The organism is Clostridium sp. HBUAS56010 (genome assembly GCF_007115105.1).
Classification (GTDB): domain Bacteria; phylum Bacillota; class Clostridia; order Lachnospirales; family Lachnospiraceae; genus Lacrimispora.
In genome coordinates, this window is record NZ_SULJ01000008.1 from 148,835 (window position 1) to 170,584 (window position 21,750).

Here is a 21,750-nt window from a genome sequence, read left to right on the forward strand (position 1 = left end):
ACAGCAGCGATAGGAAGTCCAGACCCTATTTAAAGCCTGGAAAGATACTCATGCCACAGGGCACTTACATTCATGGCACCACGAAATCCCATGAAAGGAGGATCATAAGGGTTGATATCACAAGATAAAGTACTTCTTCGTATTTCTATCTGATGTTTTCCGGGCTTTTCTTTTAATTCTGTCTGGTCCGCCATATGAATCCCGCCTTCTGAAAGAACAAAACCAAGCTCTTCTTTCGCAAAACGCTTCATACCATCTGATAGTTCATCCTCTCCGCTTACCCATACCTTTGCCAGGTCCTTTGCATAGCCTGTCCACATCCTGCAATGACTGATGACCGCCTGAGTCTCTTTCTGTTCCTTTTCCAGGAAAGATTTATCGGCTTCTTTATGAAGAACTTCTTCTACCTGATGGATCCAGTCTGTTGTCCCGGAAAGACCGTATGGGGTTCCGTAAACAAAAGGAATACCAAATTCTTTTTCAAGTAATTTTGCCCCCTTTATCCCTTCTTTTCTAGTGACAAGAGATATATCTGCATGTATCATGCTTTTGAGGGAATCAAAATCAGAACCGGAACCAAACACGGCTCCTTCCTCCATGGAAAATGCCCCTTTCAGGATTCTGCTGACCTCTCTGTTATCCGACTGGAATCTGGACCAGTCACAGGCGGAGCCAAATAGATTAAAAGTACTTTCTTTCTTTTCCTTGTCTGCAGTCAGCCGTAATTCTTCTTTATCCATCATCATTTTTACCAGTTCATAAAATGCTTCTTCCATTCCCTGTTCTTTGGAAGCTTTAAAATTACCTGCCCTGAATGTTAAAACAGGAATCTGTGGATATAGTTCCTGCAGTTCCTCACCAATGGCTCTTAAATCCGTACCAATCATCTCCGGCACACTGGAGGGAAGGAGAAATACCGCTTTTGCCTGCCCTTTTTTAACCACCTCTTTGACGGATTCTTCCAGCCTTTTTGTAATTTCAAGGGCAATATCCTTTTCTGCAAGATGGGTGGTGATTAATTCTGCGTGCTGTGTCAATCCTGTATACTGCATCCACTTTTTCGCATAAATCATATGCCCCATAGAACCAAATTCAATGATTGCAGTGTCATAAACAGGAGCTAATGACCACAGCAGACCCATTCTTCCAGAGGGTTTTGGAGTTGTCTTATAAAGCGGCATGGCGGCTCTCCTTCCATAGCTGCTTTAACCTTTCTAACAGCTCATAAGTTCGTTGGAAGCCCAGAACAGAAGGTAAAAAGGAACGCTGTGCGGGAATAACTGCTTCCCCTCTTCCCGTATTAAAGCCAATGGAAAATCGAAAATCATCCCGACTTAAAAAACCGGCTTCTTCAAGCACTTCCTCCTTTATCTCTCTCCGGACAATATAAGTGACAAGGGGATTCCCCCCGTTTTTTACAATCTCTTCTTTCCATTTCTTCATCCACACCTGATATTCCTCTACATGAAGAAGGCAGGGAATCATGGTTAAGGAAGTTAAATATTTTGTTAACAGAAGTACATCTTCAATTCCTCCGTTTACAATAAAACGGCTGTTTTTGTATTGCTGCTTTATTGCCTGTTCTAACCGTTCTGCAAGAGACAGAAAGGCAAAGTCCGGTTCCCTGGATAATTGCAGGATGGTCTGAATGTCTTTATAACACTGTTTTAACTCTCCCACCCCATAAGCCTCTCCTAAGAAAACAAAAGGAACCTGATATAATTCTTCTAATTTCCTGGCGAAAGAAAGAAAGTGAATATGGGTCACAATATTTAACGTGGAATCCGGAACCTTTGCAAAATCTTCCAAAGCAAACGCTGCCTCAATCTCCAGCACCTCATAAGAATCCTCTCTCAACCATTGTTTTAACTCATCCGCTTCTGTTCCCTTTGACGGACCGAGAACAGCCACCTGACGGCTTATTCCCTTTTTCCTGCCTGTCACCTGCAAAAGAGAGGCATAGGTTTCATAAAAGCCGGCTTCATATCCATTTCTTCTATAGTGGGCGAGGTCAATACAAACTGCTTTTGTTTCATTGTCTGCAGAAAAAGTTTCTGCCGCTTCCGCAATATCCTCTCCAATCAGCGCCGGAATGCAGGTCATAATCATCACAATTGCCTTTGCCCCATCCTGCTGCATCTCTTCCAGGGCATCAAGAACCCCCTGGCGGCATCCAAATACCACCTCATTGGAATCCAGAACATAAGTATAATGCAGTTCTCCGTTTTGCAAAACCGGACGCTCCATCACATATCTGCTGTAAAAACTGCATTCCGGCATTCCAATTACAAGACTGGACAGACCCTTTATATTCCTTATAGAAGCAAGAGCTGTGTGCATGGGACAGTGATGTCCTGGCGTGGCTCCTGGATGGGAAAAACGGATTCCCTGGTTGCTTTCTATTTCAGAAAGGCGATAAGGCATATCGTTCTTACTCATGTGGTTCTCCCTTCCTTTTAAAGCATTTTTGCAAGTTCCATGTAATTTTTTGTCATTTCACTGTCTGGAAATGCACTTACTACGGTTTTTCCAAGTGCTTCTGCCTGCTGAACTATGGGATTGCGTCTGATGCGGTAAACAACATCCGTCTCAATCTCATTTGCTGCCTGGTCTACCAGCTGGTCTTCATTCTCAATGTTTTTACTGTTTAAAATAATGCCTTTTAAGGACGCATATTTTCTTTTTCCAAACATTTTCACTGCAGATGAAATATTATAAGCCGCATATAAAGACATCATCTCACCAGAGGATACAATATAGACCTCTTCTGCATAGCCACCTCTGATGGGCATGGCAAATCCACCGCAGACCACATCGCCTAATACATCATAAATCACCACATCCGGCTGATAGGTCTCAAAAGCCTCCAGTTCCTCTAACTTTTCAAATGCTGTAATAATTCCTCTTCCGGCACAGCCAACTCCCGGTACAGGACCTCCTGCCTCCACACACAATACCCCTTCGTCCCCAATAAAAACCAGATCTTCCAGCTTTATATTTTCTTTGTCCCGGAGTAATTCCAGTACGGTTGGAATCTTTTTACCTCCGGTTAAATTCCTTGTGGAATCTGCTTTGGGGTCACATCCGATCTGCATGACTGTCAAACCGCTGACCGCAAGCGCCGCTGACAGGTTGGACACTGTGGTTGACTTTCCAATTCCGCCTTTTCCATAGATTGCTATCTTCTTCATTCCATCACCTTTCTTCTCTCCCATAAATTCGTTTTATATTGATGCAGCAATATCACTTTTCTTTGTTTTATTCAGCAGACGATAGGAGATACAGACCGGTTTTTTGCTGATTTTCTCCTGTATAATATCCGATTCAATCTGATATACCTCTTTGAGCATGTCCTTTGTTATTACCTGTTGGGGAGTTCCTTCTTTTACAATACTTCCCTTCTTTAATGCAATGAGATAATCTGCATAACGGGATGCCAGATTAATGTCATGAAGAACCATAACAATGGTGCATCCATGCTTTTTGTTTAAATCCTCTAAAAGCTCTAATACTTCCAACTGGTATGCCACATCCAAATAGGTTGTAGGCTCATCTAATAAAATCACATCCGTCTGCTGTGCCAATGCCATTGCAATCCATACACGCTGCCTCTGACCGCCAGACATATGATCTACATTACGGGTTCCAAACGTTGATAATCCTGTCACTTCCAATGCCCATGCCACAACCTCTTTGTCCCTGGCACTGAGTTTCCCAAAGCCTCTTTGATGGGCATAGCGGCCATATGATACCAGTTCCTCAGCAGTAAGACCCTCTGGAGCAACAGGCATCTGGGGAAGAATTGCCAGTTTTTTTGCAAATTCCCTGCTGGAAAGCGTATGAATATCTTTTCCGTCCAGATAAACAGCTCCTTTTCTGGCTTTCATAATCCTTCCGATTGTTTTTAGCAAGGTTGACTTTCCACAGCCATTTGGTCCGATAATGGACGTAATTTTTCCAACAGGAATCTCAAAACTCAAGTCCTGAATGATGGTGGTTTCTCCATAAGCGACTCCCACATGCTCCGTTTTAAATTCTTTCATTTCCATTTACCCTTCTTTGTATGCTGCTTTCCGGTTACGAATCAATAAAAAGATAAAATAAGGTGCTCCTAACATTGCTGCTATAATTCCTGCCGGTATCTCATAAGGTTCTACAATCGTCCGTCCAATGGTATCTGCCAAAAGGACTAAAATAGCACCGGTAATTGCACAAAAGGGTAATAACAGCCGGTGTCTTGTCCCAACGATTCTTCTTGCCAGATGGGGTCCCAGAAGTCCTACAAAATGAAGACTTCCGCTTACGGTTACTGAGGCCGCTGCCAGTGCAACTGCTGCAAACAGCAACCCTCTTTTTTCTTTTGATACTGCAACACCAAGACCAGAAGACAACTCATCTCCCACCATTAAAAGATCCAGTTCCCTTGATTTATAAAAAAGATACGCCATGCCTGCCACAATCCACGGAATCAGGCTGATGACCAGTTTCCAATTGGAATTCCAGATGCTTCCTGCCTGCCACACTGCAAGAAAATCATACTGGGTATTATCAAGCTGGAGGACAATGATTGTCATCATTGCATTGATTCCTGCCTGAATTGCGATTCCATTTAAAATCAGGCGGGTTGGTCTTAAAACTCTCTCTTTATCCAAAGATATCCGATATAGCAAAACGCTGGTGAGCATTGCTCCCAGAAAAGAGAAGAAGGGCAATGACATGGCACCTCCTATGGTGATGCTTCCTGACAAGGTTAAAAAAATCACTACAACGATACCTGCCCCGGAATTGATTCCCATCAGCCCCGGATCAGTCAGAGGATTTCTTGTAATTCCCTGTAACACACAGCCAGATAAGGAAAAGCCCATTCCCACTAAAATTGCAATTACAATCCGGGGTAGTCTGAAATCAAAGAGGATCATATTTTCTTTGGCACTGCCTCCGCCTCTGAGAATCCTGAACATATCTGCCAGTTTTATTGGCGTATAGCCTGCATTCATGCTGATAAAGAATAAAAGAAGCAATAAAAAGATTCCGCTTCCTAAAACCAGAGGAAAACGATACTCTTCCAACCATCTTTTCATATCATTCCTTCCCCCTTTCTTTTCCGGCATAATAGAGGAATATGGGAACTCCTATGACTGATATCACAGCACCAAGAGGAATTTCAGAAGGCGGATTGATGATTTTAGACAGGATATCAGACACCATAACAAGGGCCGCTCCCTGTATGGCACTGACCGGTATAATCAGCCGGTAATCCTGACCAACTAAAAACCGGGCAAAATGCGGAACCATCATTCCAACAAATGTAATACTGCCGCATAAAGCAAAGGAAGTTCCGGAGAGCATTACAACGAGTATGGTTACTATAACTCTGGTCTGTGTAACATGGACTCCCACTCCTTTTGCGATTTCTTCTCCCATATTTAAGATGGAGATTCTTCTGGATAATGCAATTGCCAGCAGAATGGAGATTAAAATCACCGGTGCTCCCGCCTTTAATTGAAGCCAGTTCGTGCCAGATATATTTCCCATTGTCCAAAACATCATGCTTTGGGAAGTGCCGGAATAAATGGCAAGTGCCTGACTGACTGCTGAAAATAAGGTGGTTACGGTTGCTCCTGCTAAAACCAGTTTCATCGGATGATTGCCTCCTGGCACCAGAGTACTGATCACATGAACACAGCCTGCTCCAAAAGCTGCTCCTGCAAAGGTCATACCAATAATTCCCGGATAGCTCATTCCCTTTATAACGATAAGAGATACTGCCAGAAACAGCCCTGCTCCCGCACTCAGTCCCATCAGCCCGGAATCCGCCAGAGGATTCTTTGTAACACCCTGCATCATGGCACCCGCCACAGCCAGCGCCGCTCCAATCAGCGCACCTGCCAGCGCACGGGGAACCCGCATCTCACGGACTAATAAGTGGCTGGAATTGTCTCCTTCAAAAGAACGAAAAGCCTTCCAGACATCCGCAGCGGATATGGCAGCAGCCCCTGTCATGACCGAAAAAAGCATTGCGGCTGTAAGTGCAAGGATACTGCCTGCTATAACAAGAATACCGATTCGAATCTTCATCTTTTCTCCTTTTCCAGTCTGGTAAAGCTCATGGAAACAGGCAGATACAATCTGTAAAAGCACTGTACCTGCCCGCTTAAATGACAAACCAATTGGATATGACCCCTGCAGGATTATTCTGCAGTAAGTGCATCTGTAATAAAATCAACGGTATATAAGGTCGCCAATGCACTGGGAGCATGACCGCTGCCATCCAGACGGTATACATGCCCTGCCTGTACTGCCTTTAAAGACTTCCAGACTGAATTCTGCTCCAGTGCTTCCATGAGTGCTTCATCTCCATCAAAAACATTCATAAATATGTAATCCGGATTCATCTGGACTATGGACTCCATGGAAATCTGTTCATAATTCCGGGCTTTGGTAAAGCCTTCCGGAAGATTCAGTCCCAGACCTGTTTCTTTGTCATATAAATCAGGGCGGTATGCCACAAAATATTTATCCTCTCCCATGACAGAAAACTGAACCACAGTTTGTCCTTTATACTTTTCCGCTAACCGTTCACGGCTTTTTGTTAATTTCTCATTCACCTGGGTAATAACTTCTTCGGCTTTCGCTTCTTTATTAAGAACCTTGGCAACTTCTCTTAAACTTAATCTCCAGTCCATCTTTGTATCACTTCCAAAAACAGCTACCGGTGCTATCTTTTCCAGATTTTCAATGTCTAAATTAGTCATATCAGAACCCTGATGTAAGATCATATCCGGCTCTAATTCAGCCAGTAATTCCAGATTTACTTCCTTTGCACCAAGATCTTTTACACCACTTAAATCATACCCTTCAAAGGCATCCCAGGTCGCAATGTAATTCTCAGCACCAGAAGCCGCAATGGGGACAACATCAAGCAAAAGCATGGTTTCCCAAAGAGGCAGATAGTCTGTTACAACCGCCTGAGGCTGTTTTTCAATGGTTATTTCTCTGCCGGAAGCGTCTGTATACACATAAGGATACGTGATTCCTGCCTCACCATTTTCCTGACCTTTTCCACTTTCCTGTGTCTCTATGGAAGCCTCTGCCTTAGAATCGGTCTGTGCAGAAGTAACGGCTGTCTGGCTGTTGTTACAGCCTGTAAGCAAAGATAGGGACAGCAATCCTGCTGCCGCCACTGTAATTGTTTTTTTCATGGTACACTCCTTCTGATTATGAAATCCATTTTCATATATAACATCAAAGAAAATATAGCATAATCCACCCGGTTTTAAAATAGATTTTTTTCCATTTTACATGGATCTTTTTCGAGGTTTTTCCGGTATTGACTTGGAGAAATACCTATATTGTTTTTAAAAATACGGCTGAAATGAAGGGCATCTCCATAACCTACCTGACCCGCTATTTCTGTGACATTTAAATCGCTGTCGGCAAGCAGTTCCTTCGCCCTTTTCATCTGTGTATTCATCATATAACGCTTGGGAGATACTCCCGTTTTCTTCTGAAACAGATAATGGAACTGCTTTGCCGTCCATTGGAAACGCTCCGCCACTTCTGCTACAGATAAATTTTCTTCCAGATGTTCCTGAATATAGACACGCGCCTGATCAATCCGGTCTTCTGGTTCCAGATTCTGCCTTACCTCAGAAAATGTAAACAATTTTGCAATAAACTCATAAAGCAATACCTTTGTCATTAAAATATGTTTTGCTCCCAATTGCCTCTGCAGCGCAATGGTCCGTTCCAGTAAATCCATAATTGCCAGGCTCTGGTCAGAATAAACCTTTACAGCATAATGAGTCTCCAAAAGAGACTCACTATACTTTTCTTCCTGTAAAACTTTATAATGAAGTAAAATAAATTCCCAGTTGTCATCTCCTATTACTTCTTTACTTAAATCCATATAAGAACCAGCGTGCAATATGGTTCCTTTTTTTAATTGATATGTTTTTTCACCTAACGTAAACTTTGCTTTTCCGCTAACCGGAATCACAAATCCACATACCCCTTTCATGGTATTTTGCGCAATGACTTTGCTGCCTGGAGGGATGGAGAGGTGATGGATCTCATCTATTTCAAGATTTGCTTTCGCATATTGTAACATTAAATTATTCTGTTTCATCTTACTTTCCTCTTATAATCATGTTATGAAATAAGTTAGTTATGCCTAACTTATACTATATCATATTTATTTTTTGAAAGCAAATCTTTTCCTTAAACAATCAGGCATGCAAACCACCTGATTGTTTCCTTCTCCAATGAAGCAGCCGTGAAGACAAAAGAATCACCGCCACCGAACCTGCATTATGTACCAATGCGCCTAAAACCGGATTTAAAAAGCCTGTAATTGCCAGTGCAATGGCAATGAAATTCAAGGTCATAGAGGCAATTAAATTGAATCGAATGGTTTTCATGGTCATCTTAGAAAGCTTCAAAAGATGCACAATCTCCTTAATATCATCTCCTACCAGGGCAATGTCAGCAGCTTCAATGGCAATATCACTTCCGATCCCACCCATGGCAATGCTGACATAAGCTGCTTTTAAGGCAGGAGCGTCATTAATTCCGTCTCCCACCATACACACCAGTTCTCCTTTGTTCTGATAATCCTGGATTTTCTGGAGCTTGGTTTCTGGAAGACACTGGGCTTTTATCTCTGTTATTTTCGCAATCTGTGCCATATGACTGGCGGATTCAAGAGAATCTCCGGTCAATAAAACCGTTTGTATTCCAGTTTGACGGATTGCCTCAATGGTTTCGGGTGCATCTGGACGCAGAGTGTCAGATAAGGCGATAATTCCCACTGCCGACTGATCCTGTGCCAGATAAATAACCGTACTTCCAGTTGACTTTTCCTGATTGGCAGCGCTTAATAATTCATCGGAAAGACCGATACCATGCTCTTTAAAAAGGGCTTCATTCCCTGCATAAAATTTCTTACCTTCTATCTGTGCCTCCACTCCCCTGCCTGCTTCCATGGTAAATTCCTCCGGCTGTTCGGGAACTCTGTTAAAACGTTCCTTATATGCTGAGACAATGGCTTTTCCCAAGGGGTGTTCTGAGTAAAGTTCAGCGCTCGCAGCCAATTCCAGAAGCAGGGAATCTTCTATATTATGGGAAGGTTCTCTGTGAATTGCAGTGACAGAAGGCTTTCCAAACGTCAAAGTTCCTGTTTTATCAAAGGCAATCCGCTTTACTTTTGCCAGACGCTCCAGCGCATCCCCTTCCCGGATCAGAATGCCATATCGGGCGGCATTTCCAATTCCAGCCATAATCGCAGTGGGAGTTGCAAGAACAAGGGCGCAGGGGCAGAACACAACTAAAATAGTTACGGAACGAAGGATCTCATGGGTTGCCAGCCATGTAAGTACGGAGGCAAGAAGAGCAATCACAACAATCCAGGCAGCCCAACGATCGGCAATACCTACAATTCTTGCTTTTCCCGCATCGGCAGATGCCACCAGACGGATCATCCGCTGAATCGAACTGTCCTCTCCAACCTTTTGAGCCACCATATCAAAGGTTCCAAATTGATTCACCGTTCCGCTGAATACTTCATCGCCTTCTTCTTTATCCACCGGCAGGGATTCTCCTGTCATGACCGATTGATCAATCGAGGTTCTGCCCTTTTTAATCATTCCATCTACGGCAATGGTTTCTCCTGCCAGTACACGGAGCGTATCTCCTTTTCTGACCTGATCTGCCGGAAGCACAATCTCCTCCATTTCCCTGATCACTCTTGCCGTTGCCGGAGTCAGATGAACCAGTTTTTCAATTCCGGCACGTGCCCTGGCTACAGTTCGTTCTTCCAGATAACCGCCCAGTGCCATAATAAAAGCCACCTCACCAGCCGCAAATACTTCTCCAATCAGCACAGAAGCAATCAGTGCAATGGACACCAGAACATCCGCTTTTATATCAAATTCCGTTACCAGACCAACAATGGCACCTTTTACAATTGGTACTCCGCATAAAATTATGGCAATCCACGCCGGATCCACCGGCAGATCACCAATGTGAAAAAAGCTGCTCAGCAGAGCTGGCAGGGAAATGATAAGAGAAATAACGATCCTTTTTTCTTCATCTTTTAAATATTTTATCATATCATGCTCTCCTTTTATACCCATAGGGGTATGCCCATATTATACCTATAGGGGTATATGATGTCAATAAAAAAAAAGAAGCTGTTTTCTTCTGCAGCTTCTTTTTTTGATACCTCTTAACTCATTCTGGAGAAATGCTCCACCGCTTTGGCAAAATCCGCAATGGTCTTATCCGCATCTCCATGTTCAATGCCTTCTCTGACACAGTGATTTAAATGACCTTCCAATACAACCTGACCAACTTTATGCAGGGCGTTTTTAGCAGCATTAATCTGAATCAGAACATCTTCACAGGGAATGTCTTCATCCACCATGTGATCAATCGCTCTGATCTGTCCCATAATCTTATTTAATCGTCTATGCAGATTCGCACTGTCCATACATTGGCGCATTTTTGTACCTCCTTTTATACCCATAGGGGTACTTACACTATATCATTCATTTGTGAACGCGTCAATTAATGGGAAGAAGGTTCTTCTAACTTCATAAACTGTTCATGATAATAATCCACGATCTTATCCAGAACATAAAGAGATTTTCTGTCATAATCTCTGGAATAGGTAATAACCTGATTGTTTTTCACCGCCTCTATACTGTTCCATACCTGATTGTCTTTTAATAAATCCGGCTGTGACAGAGACTCTTCTCCAATCTGTATATAGTCTGCATTCAGATAGTCTCCAGCCACTTCCCAGGAAACTTCTTTGAAGCCTTCTCCAGAATCAATCATCTCCTTTTGGACCTTGTCTGTCACTTGAAATCCCAGAAGATTATACAAAACCTGTCCCCCGAATCCATAATCATCTCCATAAATATAGGGGGCAGATTCATTGTAAAACATGATGACGATTGATTTTCCGTAAATGCCCTTGTCCTTAAAATCCTGGGTATATCTTTCTACCTTGCTATGAAACGAATCAAGAACCTCAGATGCCTTTTCCTCCACACCGAATACCTCTCCAAAAAACCGGATTCGCTCTTCTAAAGGTGTATTATATTCTACAAGCAGTGTCGGCGCAATCTTGCTATAGCTTTCGTATTTATCCTTGTCACGGATAATAATTAAGTCCGGGTCAGCTGCCATAATCTCTTCCGGGTCATTGAACCAGGACATCTCGGTACCGGATAATGCTTCCTCCATAATGGGCAGTTCCACATCATTGCTGATTACCGGAGTAATGCCAAGTGCCAAAAGATCACCTGCCCAGGTGTAGCATGCCACTCTCTTTGGATTGGCAGGAACCTCCACATCGCCCATAACCGTACTGATGGTCCTGGTTTCTTTGTCGGCCTGCTCCTCTGCCTGACTGGCTGCAGCGGTTGCTTTTTCTGTGACATTTGTACTGGCTGGTGCTTTACCACAGGCGGACAGCAACAGCATCAGGGACAGCGCTGCTGCAAATACCGCTTTATTCCGTATCTCTTTGAACATGTAAGTTGCTCCTTTTCCTTTGATTTCCTCAAAACTAATGAGATCTTCCTCATTATAGGGAAAAGTGATTTGATTGACTACGGTTTCACCTCTCACACGAAGCGGTGTATTCTCTCTGTACGCATTGGGAGACACCCCGTTATATTTAAAAAATAAGCGCTGGAAATTTCTCTCATCCTGAAATCCACAGTATCCTGCTACCTCTCTGATGGTAAGTCCGGGATCTGCCAGAAATCGCTGTGCCGCTAATAAGCGGGTCTGTATTAAATATTCCTGAGGACTTTTTCCAGTCTGTTTTTTAAAACTCCGATGGAAATGGCTGTAGCTGATTCCCAGCCCTTCACACATATCCTGTATGGAAACATCTTCCCCATAATGTTCATTTAAATACCGTACCGCCATAGCAATCACATCCGGTTCCAATATACTGATATTCCCTTGCTCCAGTTCTTCATATACTTCATATACAAAGCGGTAAAAAGCAGCTTTTCCATAAAAGAGATTAAGGGGATCTGGTCCCTTCCATCTTTCATACATCTTCCGAAGCTCTTCTGAAAAAAACACAGGATTTACTGGCGCAAATCCGTATTGCTGGCGAAAGGGATTGACCAGGTCCAGCAACCGGAGATATTCCGCCCTGGAACTGGTGGGTTCCACTGCCTTATAAAGTATAATGTAATATTCCAGCCAGTCACATTCCGGCATAATGGTCAGCTTGGCTTCCTTCCCTGCGTGGAACAGACCAAAACGTTCCACACGGTATGCCGTATCGTTTAGCCGTATCTCTGCTTTGCCACCGCTGGTATAGAGAAAGGCGGCTGCAGGAAGACGGTAGCGTTTAAGCGCTTGTTCTGGTGAAATCAAATTATGGCGTATGTCCAGAAGAGAAACAGCCGCCCGGTTCCAGACCTGGAGCGCGGAAGCGATTTCCCTCTGGTTCATTGTTAAAGGGGAATTGTGTATGTACATGTATGCACCTCTGGGTTTAATAGTAGTTAGATTAGACTAACTACTATTGTATCATAGAAATTTAAAGCTGTATACCTGACTAACTTTGAGCGATTATTAGTATCAATGAAAAACTCCAGCAACATAAAACCGACCTTGGAGAAGGTCACATTTCAAATCAGAAATATCCGAAAAGGCGATCTTGATCTCATCAATTTCCAAAATTCGGCCTGCATGATCAATTCGTGTTACCTTCCCCTCTTTTTTCACATATTCTCTTTCCTTAAAATATTCTGCGGTAATCCTATCTCCTTTTTGAACCTGCCGCAACTGCCCATCCAGTTCTTCCTGTCTCTCCTCCGATAAGTCCCGCCTGGAAACAATGAGCCGCTCTTTCTCTGCCATGGCTTCCCGGAATCCTTTTAATGCGTCAAACGGCATAAACTGTTTTGCCCGGTTTTTCTGGTCCATTTTCCCTCTTCTACTCCCCACTTTTATGACCTCCAATCTGGGTGTTGCGTTCTCTTGCAGTGCCGTACTCCTGTAAATCCATTCCCCGGATAAGGGCATTTTTACCGAACCTCTCTTTGATCTCTAACGTGGCTTTCTGCATCCTTTTTTCTTTTTCCACTTCTCTCTGATCCGAAAATAAACTGTATTGTTCATACACTTCACAAACCACATGATTGCAGGAAATACTCAAACGCCGGATGGGCGTATCCCGTTCTACAATGCGTTCATAAAGCTTCATTACATCCGGAATTATCGTACGATAAGAATTCGTTGGAACAGAGATGGAGATGGTTCCCGTGGCTGGTTTTTTCTCCAATTCGTTTGAATACCCAACCATCAGGGACACAGAAGCAGTCACCAAATTTTTATCTGCCATCTCCAGACATAAGACATCCACCATCTCTTTTACAATCAGCCGGCATTCCTCAAAATCGTAATCTCTGAAAAGCACCTGGCTATTAGACATAGAACTGTTTTGGGGCTTATATTCTTTAATGTCAGCAATGGTAGTTGTCTCCCGTCCCCAGGCATGGTCTATCAAAAGCTCTGCATCAATCCCAAATAGGCGGTATAGCAGATCTTCGTTGGTACGGGTAATATCTCCCATAGTAAGAATTCCCATATGATTCAGTCTGCCTGCAATTCCCTTCCCGATTCTCCAGAAATCTGTCAGCGGCTTATGGTTCCATAACGTCTTTTGATAAAGTTTCTCGTCCAGATAGCCGATGTTGTCTCTGGCATGTTTTGCCATAATATCCAACGCAATCTTTGCCAGGTACAGGTTTGTTCCGATACCCGCAGTAGCAGTAATTCCTGTGGTATTTTTAACATCTTCCATCATCCGCAATGCCAGCTCCCTTGCACTCATATGATACATGGACAGATAGGGAGTTACATCTATAAATGATTCATCAATGGAATATACATGAATGTCTTCTTTTGAAATATAGTTCAAATAGATGCCATAAATATCCGCAGAATATTCAATGTAGCGTTTCATTCTTGGCGGTGCCATCATGTATTCTATCCCTTTTGGTATCTGGAACACCCTGCACCGGTTCTTGATTCCCAGCGCTTTCATAGCTGGTGTAATCGCAAGACATATGGTTTTCTCCCCTCTCTCGGGATCCGCCACCACAAGATTGGTTGTCAGAGGATCAAGTCCCCGATCCACACATTCTGCAGAAGCATAAAAGGATTTAAGATCAATACATACATAAATGCGCTCTTCCACCAAAGAAACACCTCCTATCTTTCTATAACCATAATTAGACTCTAATCTGATTATATAACCAGAACATATGTTTGTATATATGATTTTTCTGGAAATTCGCAAATGATTCCCCACAGTTATGAAACCAGAGCCAATTTCTGCATATTTATATTATGAAACCTTCTTTATCAAACACGTTGTAAATATATTATAAAAGGAGACATGTCGTGATATGAGTAATATTGCCCTGCAAATAGAGCGTACTGCCGACGGATCTGTTGCGAATGGTTCCAATGTTCTTTTTGATACTACTGTATATTCTAACGGAAATATAACCTACGATGCCTTAACTGGCACGATTACTATCAATACATCTGGACGATATTACATCAATTGGTGGATTGCCAGTCAATCTTCTTCTTCCTCAAATGGTGTGGTCTTTGCTTTATCTTCATCTCAGGGAGATTTTCTGCAAGGCAATTCGCCCATTAAGACCACAGAAGTTGTAGGAATTGGAATCATTGAGGCAACAGCTCCGATAACATTGTCATTGCTAAATGCCAGTACTAATACCGTTTATTACTCACCAATTGTACCTGTTAAAGCAACACTTGTAATCATCGAAGATGATATTGCCGGGCCTGCAGGAGAGACTGGGCCTACTGGCGATACCGGTCCGACTGGAGACACCGGTCCGACTGGTGACATCGGTCCTACTGGCAACACCGGTCCCACCGGTGACATTGGTCCTACTGGCGACATTGGTCCTACTGGCGACACGGGTCCCACCGGCGACGCGGGTCCTACTGGAGACACCGGTTCTACTGGTCCTACTGGCGACATCGGTCCCACCGGCGACATTGGTCCTACTGGCGATACGGGTGCCACCGGCGATGCAGGTCCGACTGGTGACACGGGTCCTATTGGCGATATCGGTCCTACCGGCGACGCTGGTCCTACTGGCGACACCGGTCCTACTGGCGACACCGGTCCGACTGGAGACATCGGTCCTACTGGCGACATCGGTCCCACCGGCGACATTGGTCCTACTGGCGACGCAGGTCCTACTGGCGACACCGGTCCTATCGGCGATACGGGTCCTACTGGCGATGCAGGTCCTACTGGCGACACCGGTCCCACCGGCGACATTGGTCCTACTGGCGCCACCGGTTCTACTGGTCCTACTGGAGACATCGGTCCTACTGGCAACACCGGTCCCACCGGGGACATTGGTCCTACTGGCGACATTGGTCCTACTGGCGACACCGGCCCCACCGGCGACATTGGTCCTACTGGCGACGCAGGTCCTACTGGCGACACCGGTCCTACCGGCGATACGGGTCCTACCGGCGACATCGGTCCTACTGGCGACACCGGTCCGGCAGTGGACATTTCAACCATTGAATTAATTCCTACAGCAAACCGATATTTCTATTTTCCACCTGCAAACATTGATTTATCTTCCCCTGTTACAATTCCTGCAAGTGATTTCACTGATGATAGCGAAAACAACATTACTGAATTTTCCGGGCTTGGACCAAACAGTTTCAATAATCTATATATAAACGGCATGATGCAGGCAAGCTCTTCATACAGTCTAAGCTCCAGCGCACTGTCCTTCCCCCCGCAAAGCGGAACTATATTTGCCGGAACGCCAATTATTATTGAGACTGTGGAATTCACGATTCTATAGTACAGAAATCAGGTTCACAAAAAAGACGCAGGATCATTTCCTTGCGTCTTTTTGCAGGATCTGAAATCCCAACTATAAATGAGAAAAGGAATAGATACGGTCTGCCAATACAATTGTGGAAGGTCTATGGGCGATCATGATGACTGTTTTATGCTGTTTTATGCTTTTTCATGGATTTTAATGCATCATTGAAAAGCCGTTCCGACTCATTATCCAGTGCGGAAGTTGCTTCATCGAAAAGAATCACAGGCGCATCCTTTAAAATGGCTCTTGCAATGGCAATTCTCTGTCTCTGTCCCCCGGAAAGCTGGTTCCCCCTCTCCCCAACAAACGTGTCATAACCATTTTCCAGCGATTCGATAAAGGTGTGGGCATGAGCAATTTTTGCCGCCCGTATTACCTCTTCATGAGACGCATCGGGGCGTCCTATACGAATATTATCCCCAATAGATTGGTTAAAAAGATAGGGTTCCTGAGGAACATACGCAATCTGTTTTCGAATTTCGGCATTTATAAGTTCATGATAGGACACACCCTTTATGCGGATATCTCCGGCTGCCAGCGGATATAGTCCCAGTAATAATTTGGAAAGTGTGGTTTTACCACAGCCGGACGGACCTGTTATGGCAACACATTCCCCTTCTCTGACCGATAGGGAATAATTCCGCAAGATCACCTTTTCTTCCCGGTATTGAAAGGAAATACGGTTAATATCAAGAATATTTCCCTCTTGCATTTCTAAATTTTCACCTTCCTCCAGGAGGTTTTTGTACCAAGAGTCGGACTCTTCTGCTTCTTCTATAAAATCAAAAACATTTTGCGCATTAATCAGGCACCCAATCAGCTCCGGAATATATCTCCCCATCTGCAAAAATTGATAAGAAAATTTTCCATAAAGGGCATAAATGGCTGCAAGGGAACCTAAGGAAGTATGATTGTTTTGAACAAAATATATTCCCAGCAAAAGGAATGCCAATGCACATAGTAAATCAAATCCATGATTGCAGCTATCCAAACATGCGATATAGAAATTTTTATATCTGCTTTGTTTTGCATAAGTCTCATTTTCTATGGTAAATTCCTTAACCGTATTACTTCCCGCAGAATACATCCTTGCCTGCTCCATTCCCTGCAACAGATTGGACAGCTTTTCCGTCATTTTACTGTTGATTCGGGATAGTACTCCTGTTGCATTTCTTATGGGTTTAATAAAGACTGCATTGACAAGAAGCATAATCAGATTCACTCCCATAAGGCATAAAGTAATCTGCCATATTGCCACAAGTTCAGAATTCATATTAATGGTGCAAAATGGCTATAAAGTAGAAAGAAGTTTAATATACAGAAAATTCCATAAAATTTGATTTGATTAATAAAAAGCAAAAATATAGCATTGAATAATCATACCTGCTCATTCAATGCTATATCTCAAAAATTTTATTGCTAAGATATAAAACTTATATCTATAAATCAGAATCAATTTTCCTCTTTTTTTAATATGCGGACTGTTTTATATAAAAAGCCAAAGGTCAGAATCATACACAGCCCTCCCGCTCCAATATAAAAATATGGAAAATACAGTGATCTGAACATATGCAGAAAAAACAACAGTACAGCAGCAGCCCCCATATAATGGCCGAAAAGAATGCCTATCTTTTCTTCCCGGGGAGATAACTCCTGTTCACCAGCCACCATTTGCTGAAGACCGGGAACAGAAAAAATTACTGATATAATTGCAAATATCACAATTCCAAATATCATGATATCAATCCATTCTCCACTAAAAATTCATGGGCAACTTCAGCCGGAGTCTGCTGCAGTTCATCCACTTTATAATTCAGTTCCATCATGACTTCATCCGTCAACACCAATCCCAGTTCTTCCAATAGAGCCGGTATCTCGGGGTAATTTTGCAATGCTTCATCACGAATGATCGGTATTGCATAATAAGGCGGGAAAAAAATCTTATCATCAGTAAGAGTTTTTAAGTTGAATTTCTTTAAAAGCCCGTCGGTCGCAAAAGCATCTATCATATCAACCTCACCTTTTTCCAGAGCCAGATAACGCGGCGCACTGTCCAAAGTGAGACTATTCCCTACCTGGAACCCATAAGCTTTCTGAAGACCGGGAAGTCCGTCTTCACGATTACTAAATTCAAATGTTGTACCAGAAGTCATACTTCCGGCTGTTTTTGCCAAATCACTGATCGTTTCAATCCCATAGTGCTCTGCTGTCTCCTGAGTGACTGCCAGCGTATAAGTATTATTAAAATTCATCTGTTTTAATACATCAATGTTGTATTGCTCTTTAAATTCATCCTTTACCGTCTGATAAACCTTTTCCATATCACTGTCAGGGGAATGCTTTAACATATCCGTATAAGCAGTTCCAGTGTATTCAATATACAGATCAATATCGCCACCTTTGAGTGCACCGAAGCAAACCTGGGTTCCTCCCAGATTCACCCTTCTGTTGACTGAAATATCGGTTCGGTCTTCAATGAAGTCCGCCATCATATTTCCAAGAATCTCCTGCTCTGTAAAATCTTTAGAACCGATGGTAATGGTTCTGGAATTTTCCATCTTGCCGCCTATGGAGGTAAATATAAAAACTCCAACCAGGAAAAGCGCTGCCACGCTGAGTCCAGCCTTCTGGACCGTACGTGTCTTTTTCTTTAAGACACCATCTCCCTTTTGAAGACTCACAGGTGTCACCAGCTTCTCAACAATGCCCAGCAAAAAATCTACCGACAATGCCAATATACAGGCAGGTATGGCTCCAGCCAGAATCTGGTTATTATTAACCGTCTTTATACCGGAAAACACAAGATAACCCAGACCGCCGGCACCAATAAATGCTGCCATCGTCATAAGTCCCACTGCTGTTACGGAAGCGATACGCACGCCTGCCATGATGACCGGAAGTGCCAGAGGAATCTGCACCTTTGTCAGGACCTGAAAAGGAGTCAGTCCGATTCCCTTGGCAGCCTCCAGCGTCTGTGGATTAATATTTTCAATTCCCGTATAAGTATTCTTAATGATGGGAAGCAGAGAATAAAGTACCACTGCAACGATTGCAGGAACCGTACCAATTCCAAACAGTGGAATCATAAAACCTAAAAGTGCCATACTGGGAATTGCCTGAATGATGTTGGCAAGGGATAAAACCGGTTTTCCGGCTTTTGATGTATAGGAAATGAAAATACCAAGAGGAACCCCAATCAGAATCGCCAGACCTACTGAGATAGCAGTCAGCTTCAGATGTTCGATGACCAAAGAAAGGACTTGCGGATAATTACCTCCTAAATAATTCAAAAAACTCATTAAGCCTCTCCTCCTTCATAATCAAAATACTGTTCACTTAACGTGGTTACCAGACTGCTTCGTGTAATCAAACCAACCAGACGCTTCTCTTCATCTACCACAGGAACTGTTGATATGTGGTTTTCCGTCACTATTTTCAGTGCATCCAAAATACATTGTTCCGGTAACAGAGATGGGAAATCTTCATACATATATTCTTCTGCAAGTCTTGCTCTGTCTTCCACTCCCCGCAATTTGCCTGCCTTCACAATTCCGGTCAGCCGTCGGTTCTCCCGCTCCACGATCAGGAGGCTGTCAACTTTATTCTGACGCATCTTGTCAATACATTTCAAAACAGAAAGATCTCTGAATGCAGTAACCGGATTCTCAATCATGATATCAGACACCTTAATATATTCCGGTGAAGACCAGATTCTGTTTTTCCCCACGAAACTGGATACAAAATCATCCTTGGGATTATTTAAAATATTCTCCGGCGTATCGTACTGAAGTACATTGCCATCTTTCATAATGCAAATCATATCTGCAATTTTGATCGCTTCATCCATATCATGGGTCACGAAGACAATGGTTTTTTTCAGTTTCGACTGGAGCTGCACCAGTTCATCCTGGAGATCAGCCCTGGTCATGGGATCCAAAGCAGAAAACGGTTCATCCATCAGTATCACATCCGGATCCGTAGCAAAAGCCCTGGCAACTCCCACTCTCTGCTGCTGCCCCCCACTAAGTTCCGTGGGATAGCGGTGCAAAAACTCTTCGCAGTCAAGCCCCACCATTTGCATCATCTTTTCTGTGTTTTTTTCAATGTCCTCAACAGACCTTTTTTCAAGCTTTGGGATCAGCTCAATATTTTCCTTCACTGTCATGTGGGGAAACAGTCCTGTCTGCTGGATTACATAACCGATACTCCGTCGCAAAGCCACCTCATCCATGCTGGAGATGCTTTTGTCATCAATGTAAATCATGCCCGATGTGGGCTTAATCAGACGATTAATCATTTTTAAGAGAGTTGTCTTTCCACATCCGCTCTCACCGATCACAGCCACCAGGCTGCCGCTTTTTATCGTAAATGTGACTTCATTTAGAACTTGTTTTGTCTTATAACGTTTTGAAATTCGTTCAAATCGTATCATTTTTATCCCTCCTTCTCAACAAAGTAACAACTTAATTATATTAGAAAGTTGTCACTTTGTCAAATCGGGGGATAAAAACAGCCTGAAGCACCATGGCTTCAGGCCTTATCAAATACCCATTATTTCGAAGGATATAAAAAATCTTTTACCTTATCTAACGTATCATCCTGAGTTACAAAATAGATGGTATCATCTTCCGAAAGAGCAACGTATGGTCCCGGTGACTTCATCAGTACATCCTTCCTGCCGACTCCAATAACAGTTGCCCCTGTGCGCTGCCAGAATTGTATTTCCTCGAATGTTTGATTCAGATAGGCACAGTCTTTGTCAATTCTGATCTCAAAGGGCATAAACGGATTCATAGACCGGAAATGTATGGAAGCTTCTATAAGGTCCTTTAGACACTCATTTAAATATTCCATTTCCTGCTTCTGGCGGCTCACACTCTTTAAAACGTTTTCCTTGATGGTATCAATGGTCTGCCGCTTGCCATTCTGCTGGTTATACTCCGCTGCCTTTTTCTGGGATCTGATAATAACTCCATTGCCCTTTTCAGAAGTAACAATTCCAAGGTCACTGAGAATGCAGATCGCCCGACGGGCGGTTTCCGGGGAAACACCATACTGACTGGCAAGGGAAGAACGGGCATAAATTTTCTCTCCTTCCTGATATTCCCCATTGGCAATCCGTGCTGCCAATTCCACAGCTATCTGCTGATAGCGGGGAATAACTGTTTTACTTTTTAACTCTATGTCCATACGATTCACATTTCCTTTTCTCTTATATTGATGTTAAAGCAGAATCAGTATAGCCCAAAATCAGATATAAGGCAAGTTGAGAAGAAAAATAATACAAAAAGAACCCCTAGTTCCTCTTATGAATGAGGGGCTAGGGGAGTTAAAGTGTCAAAGACACTTAATCATCATCATCATTATCAAAATATTCAGGATCTTCCAGATGCAGACTGACTTCAATCCGAACCAGAGAACGGCGCAGCAATACTTGAGAGCCATGAATCTTCAATTCCTTTGAATCGTCCAGAAGTGTAGCTTCCGCTTCCTTACGGTCTGACTCTGCGCGTCCTAAGTCAATTTCTCCGGGTGACTGGGCAATGGTGGTGAAAATATTTACCGTTGTTTTTCCTATTTCAGCGATACCACCGAATACAGCAAGCTTCTTTTCAGCACCATCATTTAAAATACGGAGAATTCCATCTCCCAATATCGTTGAAACCGGTGTGTGCCCCGAAAGCGCTCCCAGATTTCCGTCAATGCAGCGCATAATAATCATGTCTGCTTTTTCGGCAAATTTAAGTCCGCGGGGGGTGATGATATTCAGATTTATCTTTTTATCTTTCAGGGTATTTGTCTGTTCTTCCGCCATAAA

General features: G+C 43.2%; 19 protein-coding genes. 1 reads left to right on the forward strand and 18 read right to left on the reverse strand.

From position 1 onward, the window contains the following. Positions 1–29 precede the first annotated feature (29 nt). The 13 genes from FAY33_RS13570 to FAY33_RS13630 form a co-directional block, all read right to left on the reverse strand. Positions 30–1,181, reverse strand: a complete 1,152-nt coding sequence (locus FAY33_RS13570) for a nitrogenase component 1 (RefSeq protein WP_143321769.1) — start codon at positions 1,179–1,181, stop codon at positions 30–32. After that, positions 1,168–2,439 carry a nitrogenase component 1 gene (locus FAY33_RS13575; RefSeq protein WP_143321770.1) on the reverse strand — a complete coding sequence of 424 codons (1,272 nt, stop codon included), beginning with the start codon at positions 2,437–2,439 and terminating at the stop codon, positions 1,168–1,170. The genes FAY33_RS13570 and FAY33_RS13575 overlap by 14 nt, the downstream gene beginning before the upstream one ends. Before the next feature lie 17 nt (positions 2,440–2,456). After that, on the reverse strand, positions 2,457–3,191 hold the full coding sequence (locus FAY33_RS13580; protein WP_143321771.1) for a nitrogenase iron protein NifH: 735 nt from the start codon (positions 3,189–3,191) through the stop codon (positions 2,457–2,459). 33 nt (positions 3,192–3,224) lie between these two features. Continuing rightward, positions 3,225–4,043, reverse strand: coding sequence for an ABC transporter ATP-binding protein (locus FAY33_RS13585; RefSeq protein ID WP_143321772.1), 819 nt, complete (start codon positions 4,041–4,043; stop codon positions 3,225–3,227). 6 nt (positions 4,044–4,049) lie between these two features. After that, on the reverse strand, positions 4,050–5,081 hold the full coding sequence (locus FAY33_RS13590) for an iron ABC transporter permease (protein ID WP_143321773.1): 1,032 nt from the start codon (positions 5,079–5,081) through the stop codon (positions 4,050–4,052). Between the two features lies 1 nt (position 5,082). Further along, positions 5,083–6,141: an iron ABC transporter permease gene (locus FAY33_RS13595; protein WP_143321774.1), complete on the reverse strand. Its 1,059-nt coding sequence runs from the start codon at positions 6,139–6,141 to the stop codon at positions 5,083–5,085. Between the two features lie 50 nt (positions 6,142–6,191). Further along, positions 6,192–7,202, reverse strand: a complete 1,011-nt coding sequence (locus FAY33_RS13600) for an ABC transporter substrate-binding protein (RefSeq protein ID WP_143321775.1) — start codon at positions 7,200–7,202, stop codon at positions 6,192–6,194. A gap of 74 nt (positions 7,203–7,276) precedes the next feature. Further along, positions 7,277–8,128 (reverse strand): AraC family transcriptional regulator, encoded by an 852-nt coding sequence (locus FAY33_RS13605; protein WP_143321776.1) that lies wholly within the window; start codon positions 8,126–8,128, stop codon positions 7,277–7,279. A 100-nt stretch (positions 8,129–8,228) separates the two neighbouring features. Next, positions 8,229–10,109 carry a cation-translocating P-type ATPase gene (locus tag FAY33_RS13610; RefSeq protein ID WP_143321777.1) on the reverse strand — a complete coding sequence of 627 codons (1,881 nt, stop codon included), beginning with the start codon at positions 10,107–10,109 and terminating at the stop codon, positions 8,229–8,231. A gap of 116 nt (positions 10,110–10,225) precedes the next feature. Continuing rightward, complete coding sequence (locus FAY33_RS13615; RefSeq protein ID WP_143321778.1) at positions 10,226–10,501, reverse strand: metal-sensing transcriptional repressor; 276 nt, start codon at positions 10,499–10,501, stop codon at positions 10,226–10,228. 65 nt (positions 10,502–10,566) lie between these two features. Beyond that, positions 10,567–12,510: an AraC family transcriptional regulator gene (locus FAY33_RS13620; protein WP_143321779.1), complete on the reverse strand. Its 1,944-nt coding sequence runs from the start codon at positions 12,508–12,510 to the stop codon at positions 10,567–10,569. Positions 12,511–12,612: 102 nt separating this feature from the next. Next, positions 12,613–12,981, reverse strand: coding sequence for a YolD-like family protein (locus FAY33_RS13625; protein ID WP_243126745.1), 369 nt, complete (start codon positions 12,979–12,981; stop codon positions 12,613–12,615). Continuing rightward, on the reverse strand, positions 12,971–14,236 hold the full coding sequence (locus FAY33_RS13630; RefSeq protein WP_185967633.1) for a DNA repair protein: 1,266 nt from the start codon (positions 14,234–14,236) through the stop codon (positions 12,971–12,973). The genes FAY33_RS13625 and FAY33_RS13630 overlap by 11 nt, the downstream gene beginning before the upstream one ends. A gap of 211 nt (positions 14,237–14,447) precedes the next feature. Between FAY33_RS13630 and FAY33_RS20150 the strand changes: the two genes are divergently transcribed. Then, entirely contained in the window at positions 14,448–15,908 is a 1,461-nt protein-coding gene (locus FAY33_RS20150) for a DUF4183 domain-containing protein (RefSeq protein ID WP_207706022.1), read from the forward strand. 148 nt (positions 15,909–16,056) lie between these two features. Here FAY33_RS20150 and FAY33_RS13645 read toward each other — a convergent pair whose 3' ends face one another. From FAY33_RS13645 to FAY33_RS13665, 5 genes are all read right to left on the reverse strand, one after another. Next, entirely contained in the window at positions 16,057–17,205 is a 1,149-nt protein-coding gene (locus FAY33_RS13645; RefSeq protein ID WP_143321782.1) for an ABC transporter ATP-binding protein, read from the reverse strand. Between the two features lie 460 nt (positions 17,206–17,665). Then, the gene (locus FAY33_RS13650) at positions 17,666–19,231 is read right to left on the reverse strand and encodes a glycine betaine ABC transporter substrate-binding protein (protein ID WP_143321783.1); all 1,566 of its coding nucleotides are present in this window, start codon (positions 19,229–19,231) and stop codon (positions 17,666–17,668) included. Further along, positions 19,231–20,364 carry an ABC transporter ATP-binding protein gene (locus FAY33_RS13655; RefSeq protein WP_143321784.1) on the reverse strand — a complete coding sequence of 378 codons (1,134 nt, stop codon included), beginning with the start codon at positions 20,362–20,364 and terminating at the stop codon, positions 19,231–19,233. Before FAY33_RS13655 ends, FAY33_RS13650 begins: the two co-directional genes overlap by 1 nt. A gap of 119 nt (positions 20,365–20,483) precedes the next feature. Continuing rightward, positions 20,484–21,122 carry a GntR family transcriptional regulator gene (locus FAY33_RS13660; RefSeq protein WP_143321785.1) on the reverse strand — a complete coding sequence of 213 codons (639 nt, stop codon included), beginning with the start codon at positions 21,120–21,122 and terminating at the stop codon, positions 20,484–20,486. Positions 21,123–21,279: 157 nt separating this feature from the next. Further along, entirely contained in the window at positions 21,280–21,747 is a 468-nt protein-coding gene (locus tag FAY33_RS13665) for a hypothetical protein (RefSeq protein ID WP_185967635.1), read from the reverse strand. Positions 21,748–21,750 lie beyond the last annotated feature (3 nt).

What these genes read in the sequence shown, in the direction of transcription:
- FAY33_RS13655 (WP_143321784.1), bottom strand. Translation starts at nt 20,364, where the DNA reads ATGATACGATTTGAACGAATTTCAAAACGTTATAAGACAAAACAAGTT.
- FAY33_RS13620 (WP_143321779.1), bottom strand. Translation starts at nt 12,510, where the DNA reads ATGTACATACACAATTCCCCTTTAACAATGAACCAGAGGGAAATCGCT.
- FAY33_RS20150 (WP_207706022.1), top strand. Translation starts at nt 14,448, where the DNA reads ATGAGTAATATTGCCCTGCAAATAGAGCGTACTGCCGACGGATCTGTT.
- FAY33_RS13600 (WP_143321775.1), bottom strand. Translation starts at nt 7,202, where the DNA reads ATGAAAAAAACAATTACAGTGGCGGCAGCAGGATTGCTGTCCCTATCT.
- FAY33_RS13615 (WP_143321778.1), bottom strand. Translation starts at nt 10,501, where the DNA reads ATGCGCCAATGTATGGACAGTGCGAATCTGCATAGACGATTAAATAAG.
- FAY33_RS13650 (WP_143321783.1), bottom strand. Translation starts at nt 19,231, where the DNA reads ATGAGTTTTTTGAATTATTTAGGAGGTAATTATCCGCAAGTCCTTTCT.
- FAY33_RS13665 (WP_185967635.1), bottom strand. Translation starts at nt 21,747, where the DNA reads ATGGCGGAAGAACAGACAAATACCCTGAAAGATAAAAAGATAAATCTG.
- FAY33_RS13610 (WP_143321777.1), bottom strand. Translation starts at nt 10,109, where the DNA reads ATGATAAAATATTTAAAAGATGAAGAAAAAAGGATCGTTATTTCTCTT.
- FAY33_RS13575 (WP_143321770.1), bottom strand. Translation starts at nt 2,439, where the DNA reads ATGAGTAAGAACGATATGCCTTATCGCCTTTCTGAAATAGAAAGCAAC.
- FAY33_RS13590 (WP_143321773.1), bottom strand. Translation starts at nt 5,081, where the DNA reads ATGAAAAGATGGTTGGAAGAGTATCGTTTTCCTCTGGTTTTAGGAAGC.
- FAY33_RS13605 (WP_143321776.1), bottom strand. Translation starts at nt 8,128, where the DNA reads ATGAAACAGAATAATTTAATGTTACAATATGCGAAAGCAAATCTTGAA.
- FAY33_RS13570 (WP_143321769.1), bottom strand. Translation starts at nt 1,181, where the DNA reads ATGCCGCTTTATAAGACAACTCCAAAACCCTCTGGAAGAATGGGTCTG.
- FAY33_RS13660 (WP_143321785.1), bottom strand. Translation starts at nt 21,122, where the DNA reads ATGGACATAGAGTTAAAAAGTAAAACAGTTATTCCCCGCTATCAGCAG.
- FAY33_RS13645 (WP_143321782.1), bottom strand. Translation starts at nt 17,205, where the DNA reads ATGAATTCTGAACTTGTGGCAATATGGCAGATTACTTTATGCCTTATG.
- FAY33_RS13580 (WP_143321771.1), bottom strand. Translation starts at nt 3,191, where the DNA reads ATGAAGAAGATAGCAATCTATGGAAAAGGCGGAATTGGAAAGTCAACC.
- FAY33_RS13585 (WP_143321772.1), bottom strand. Translation starts at nt 4,043, where the DNA reads ATGAAAGAATTTAAAACGGAGCATGTGGGAGTCGCTTATGGAGAAACC.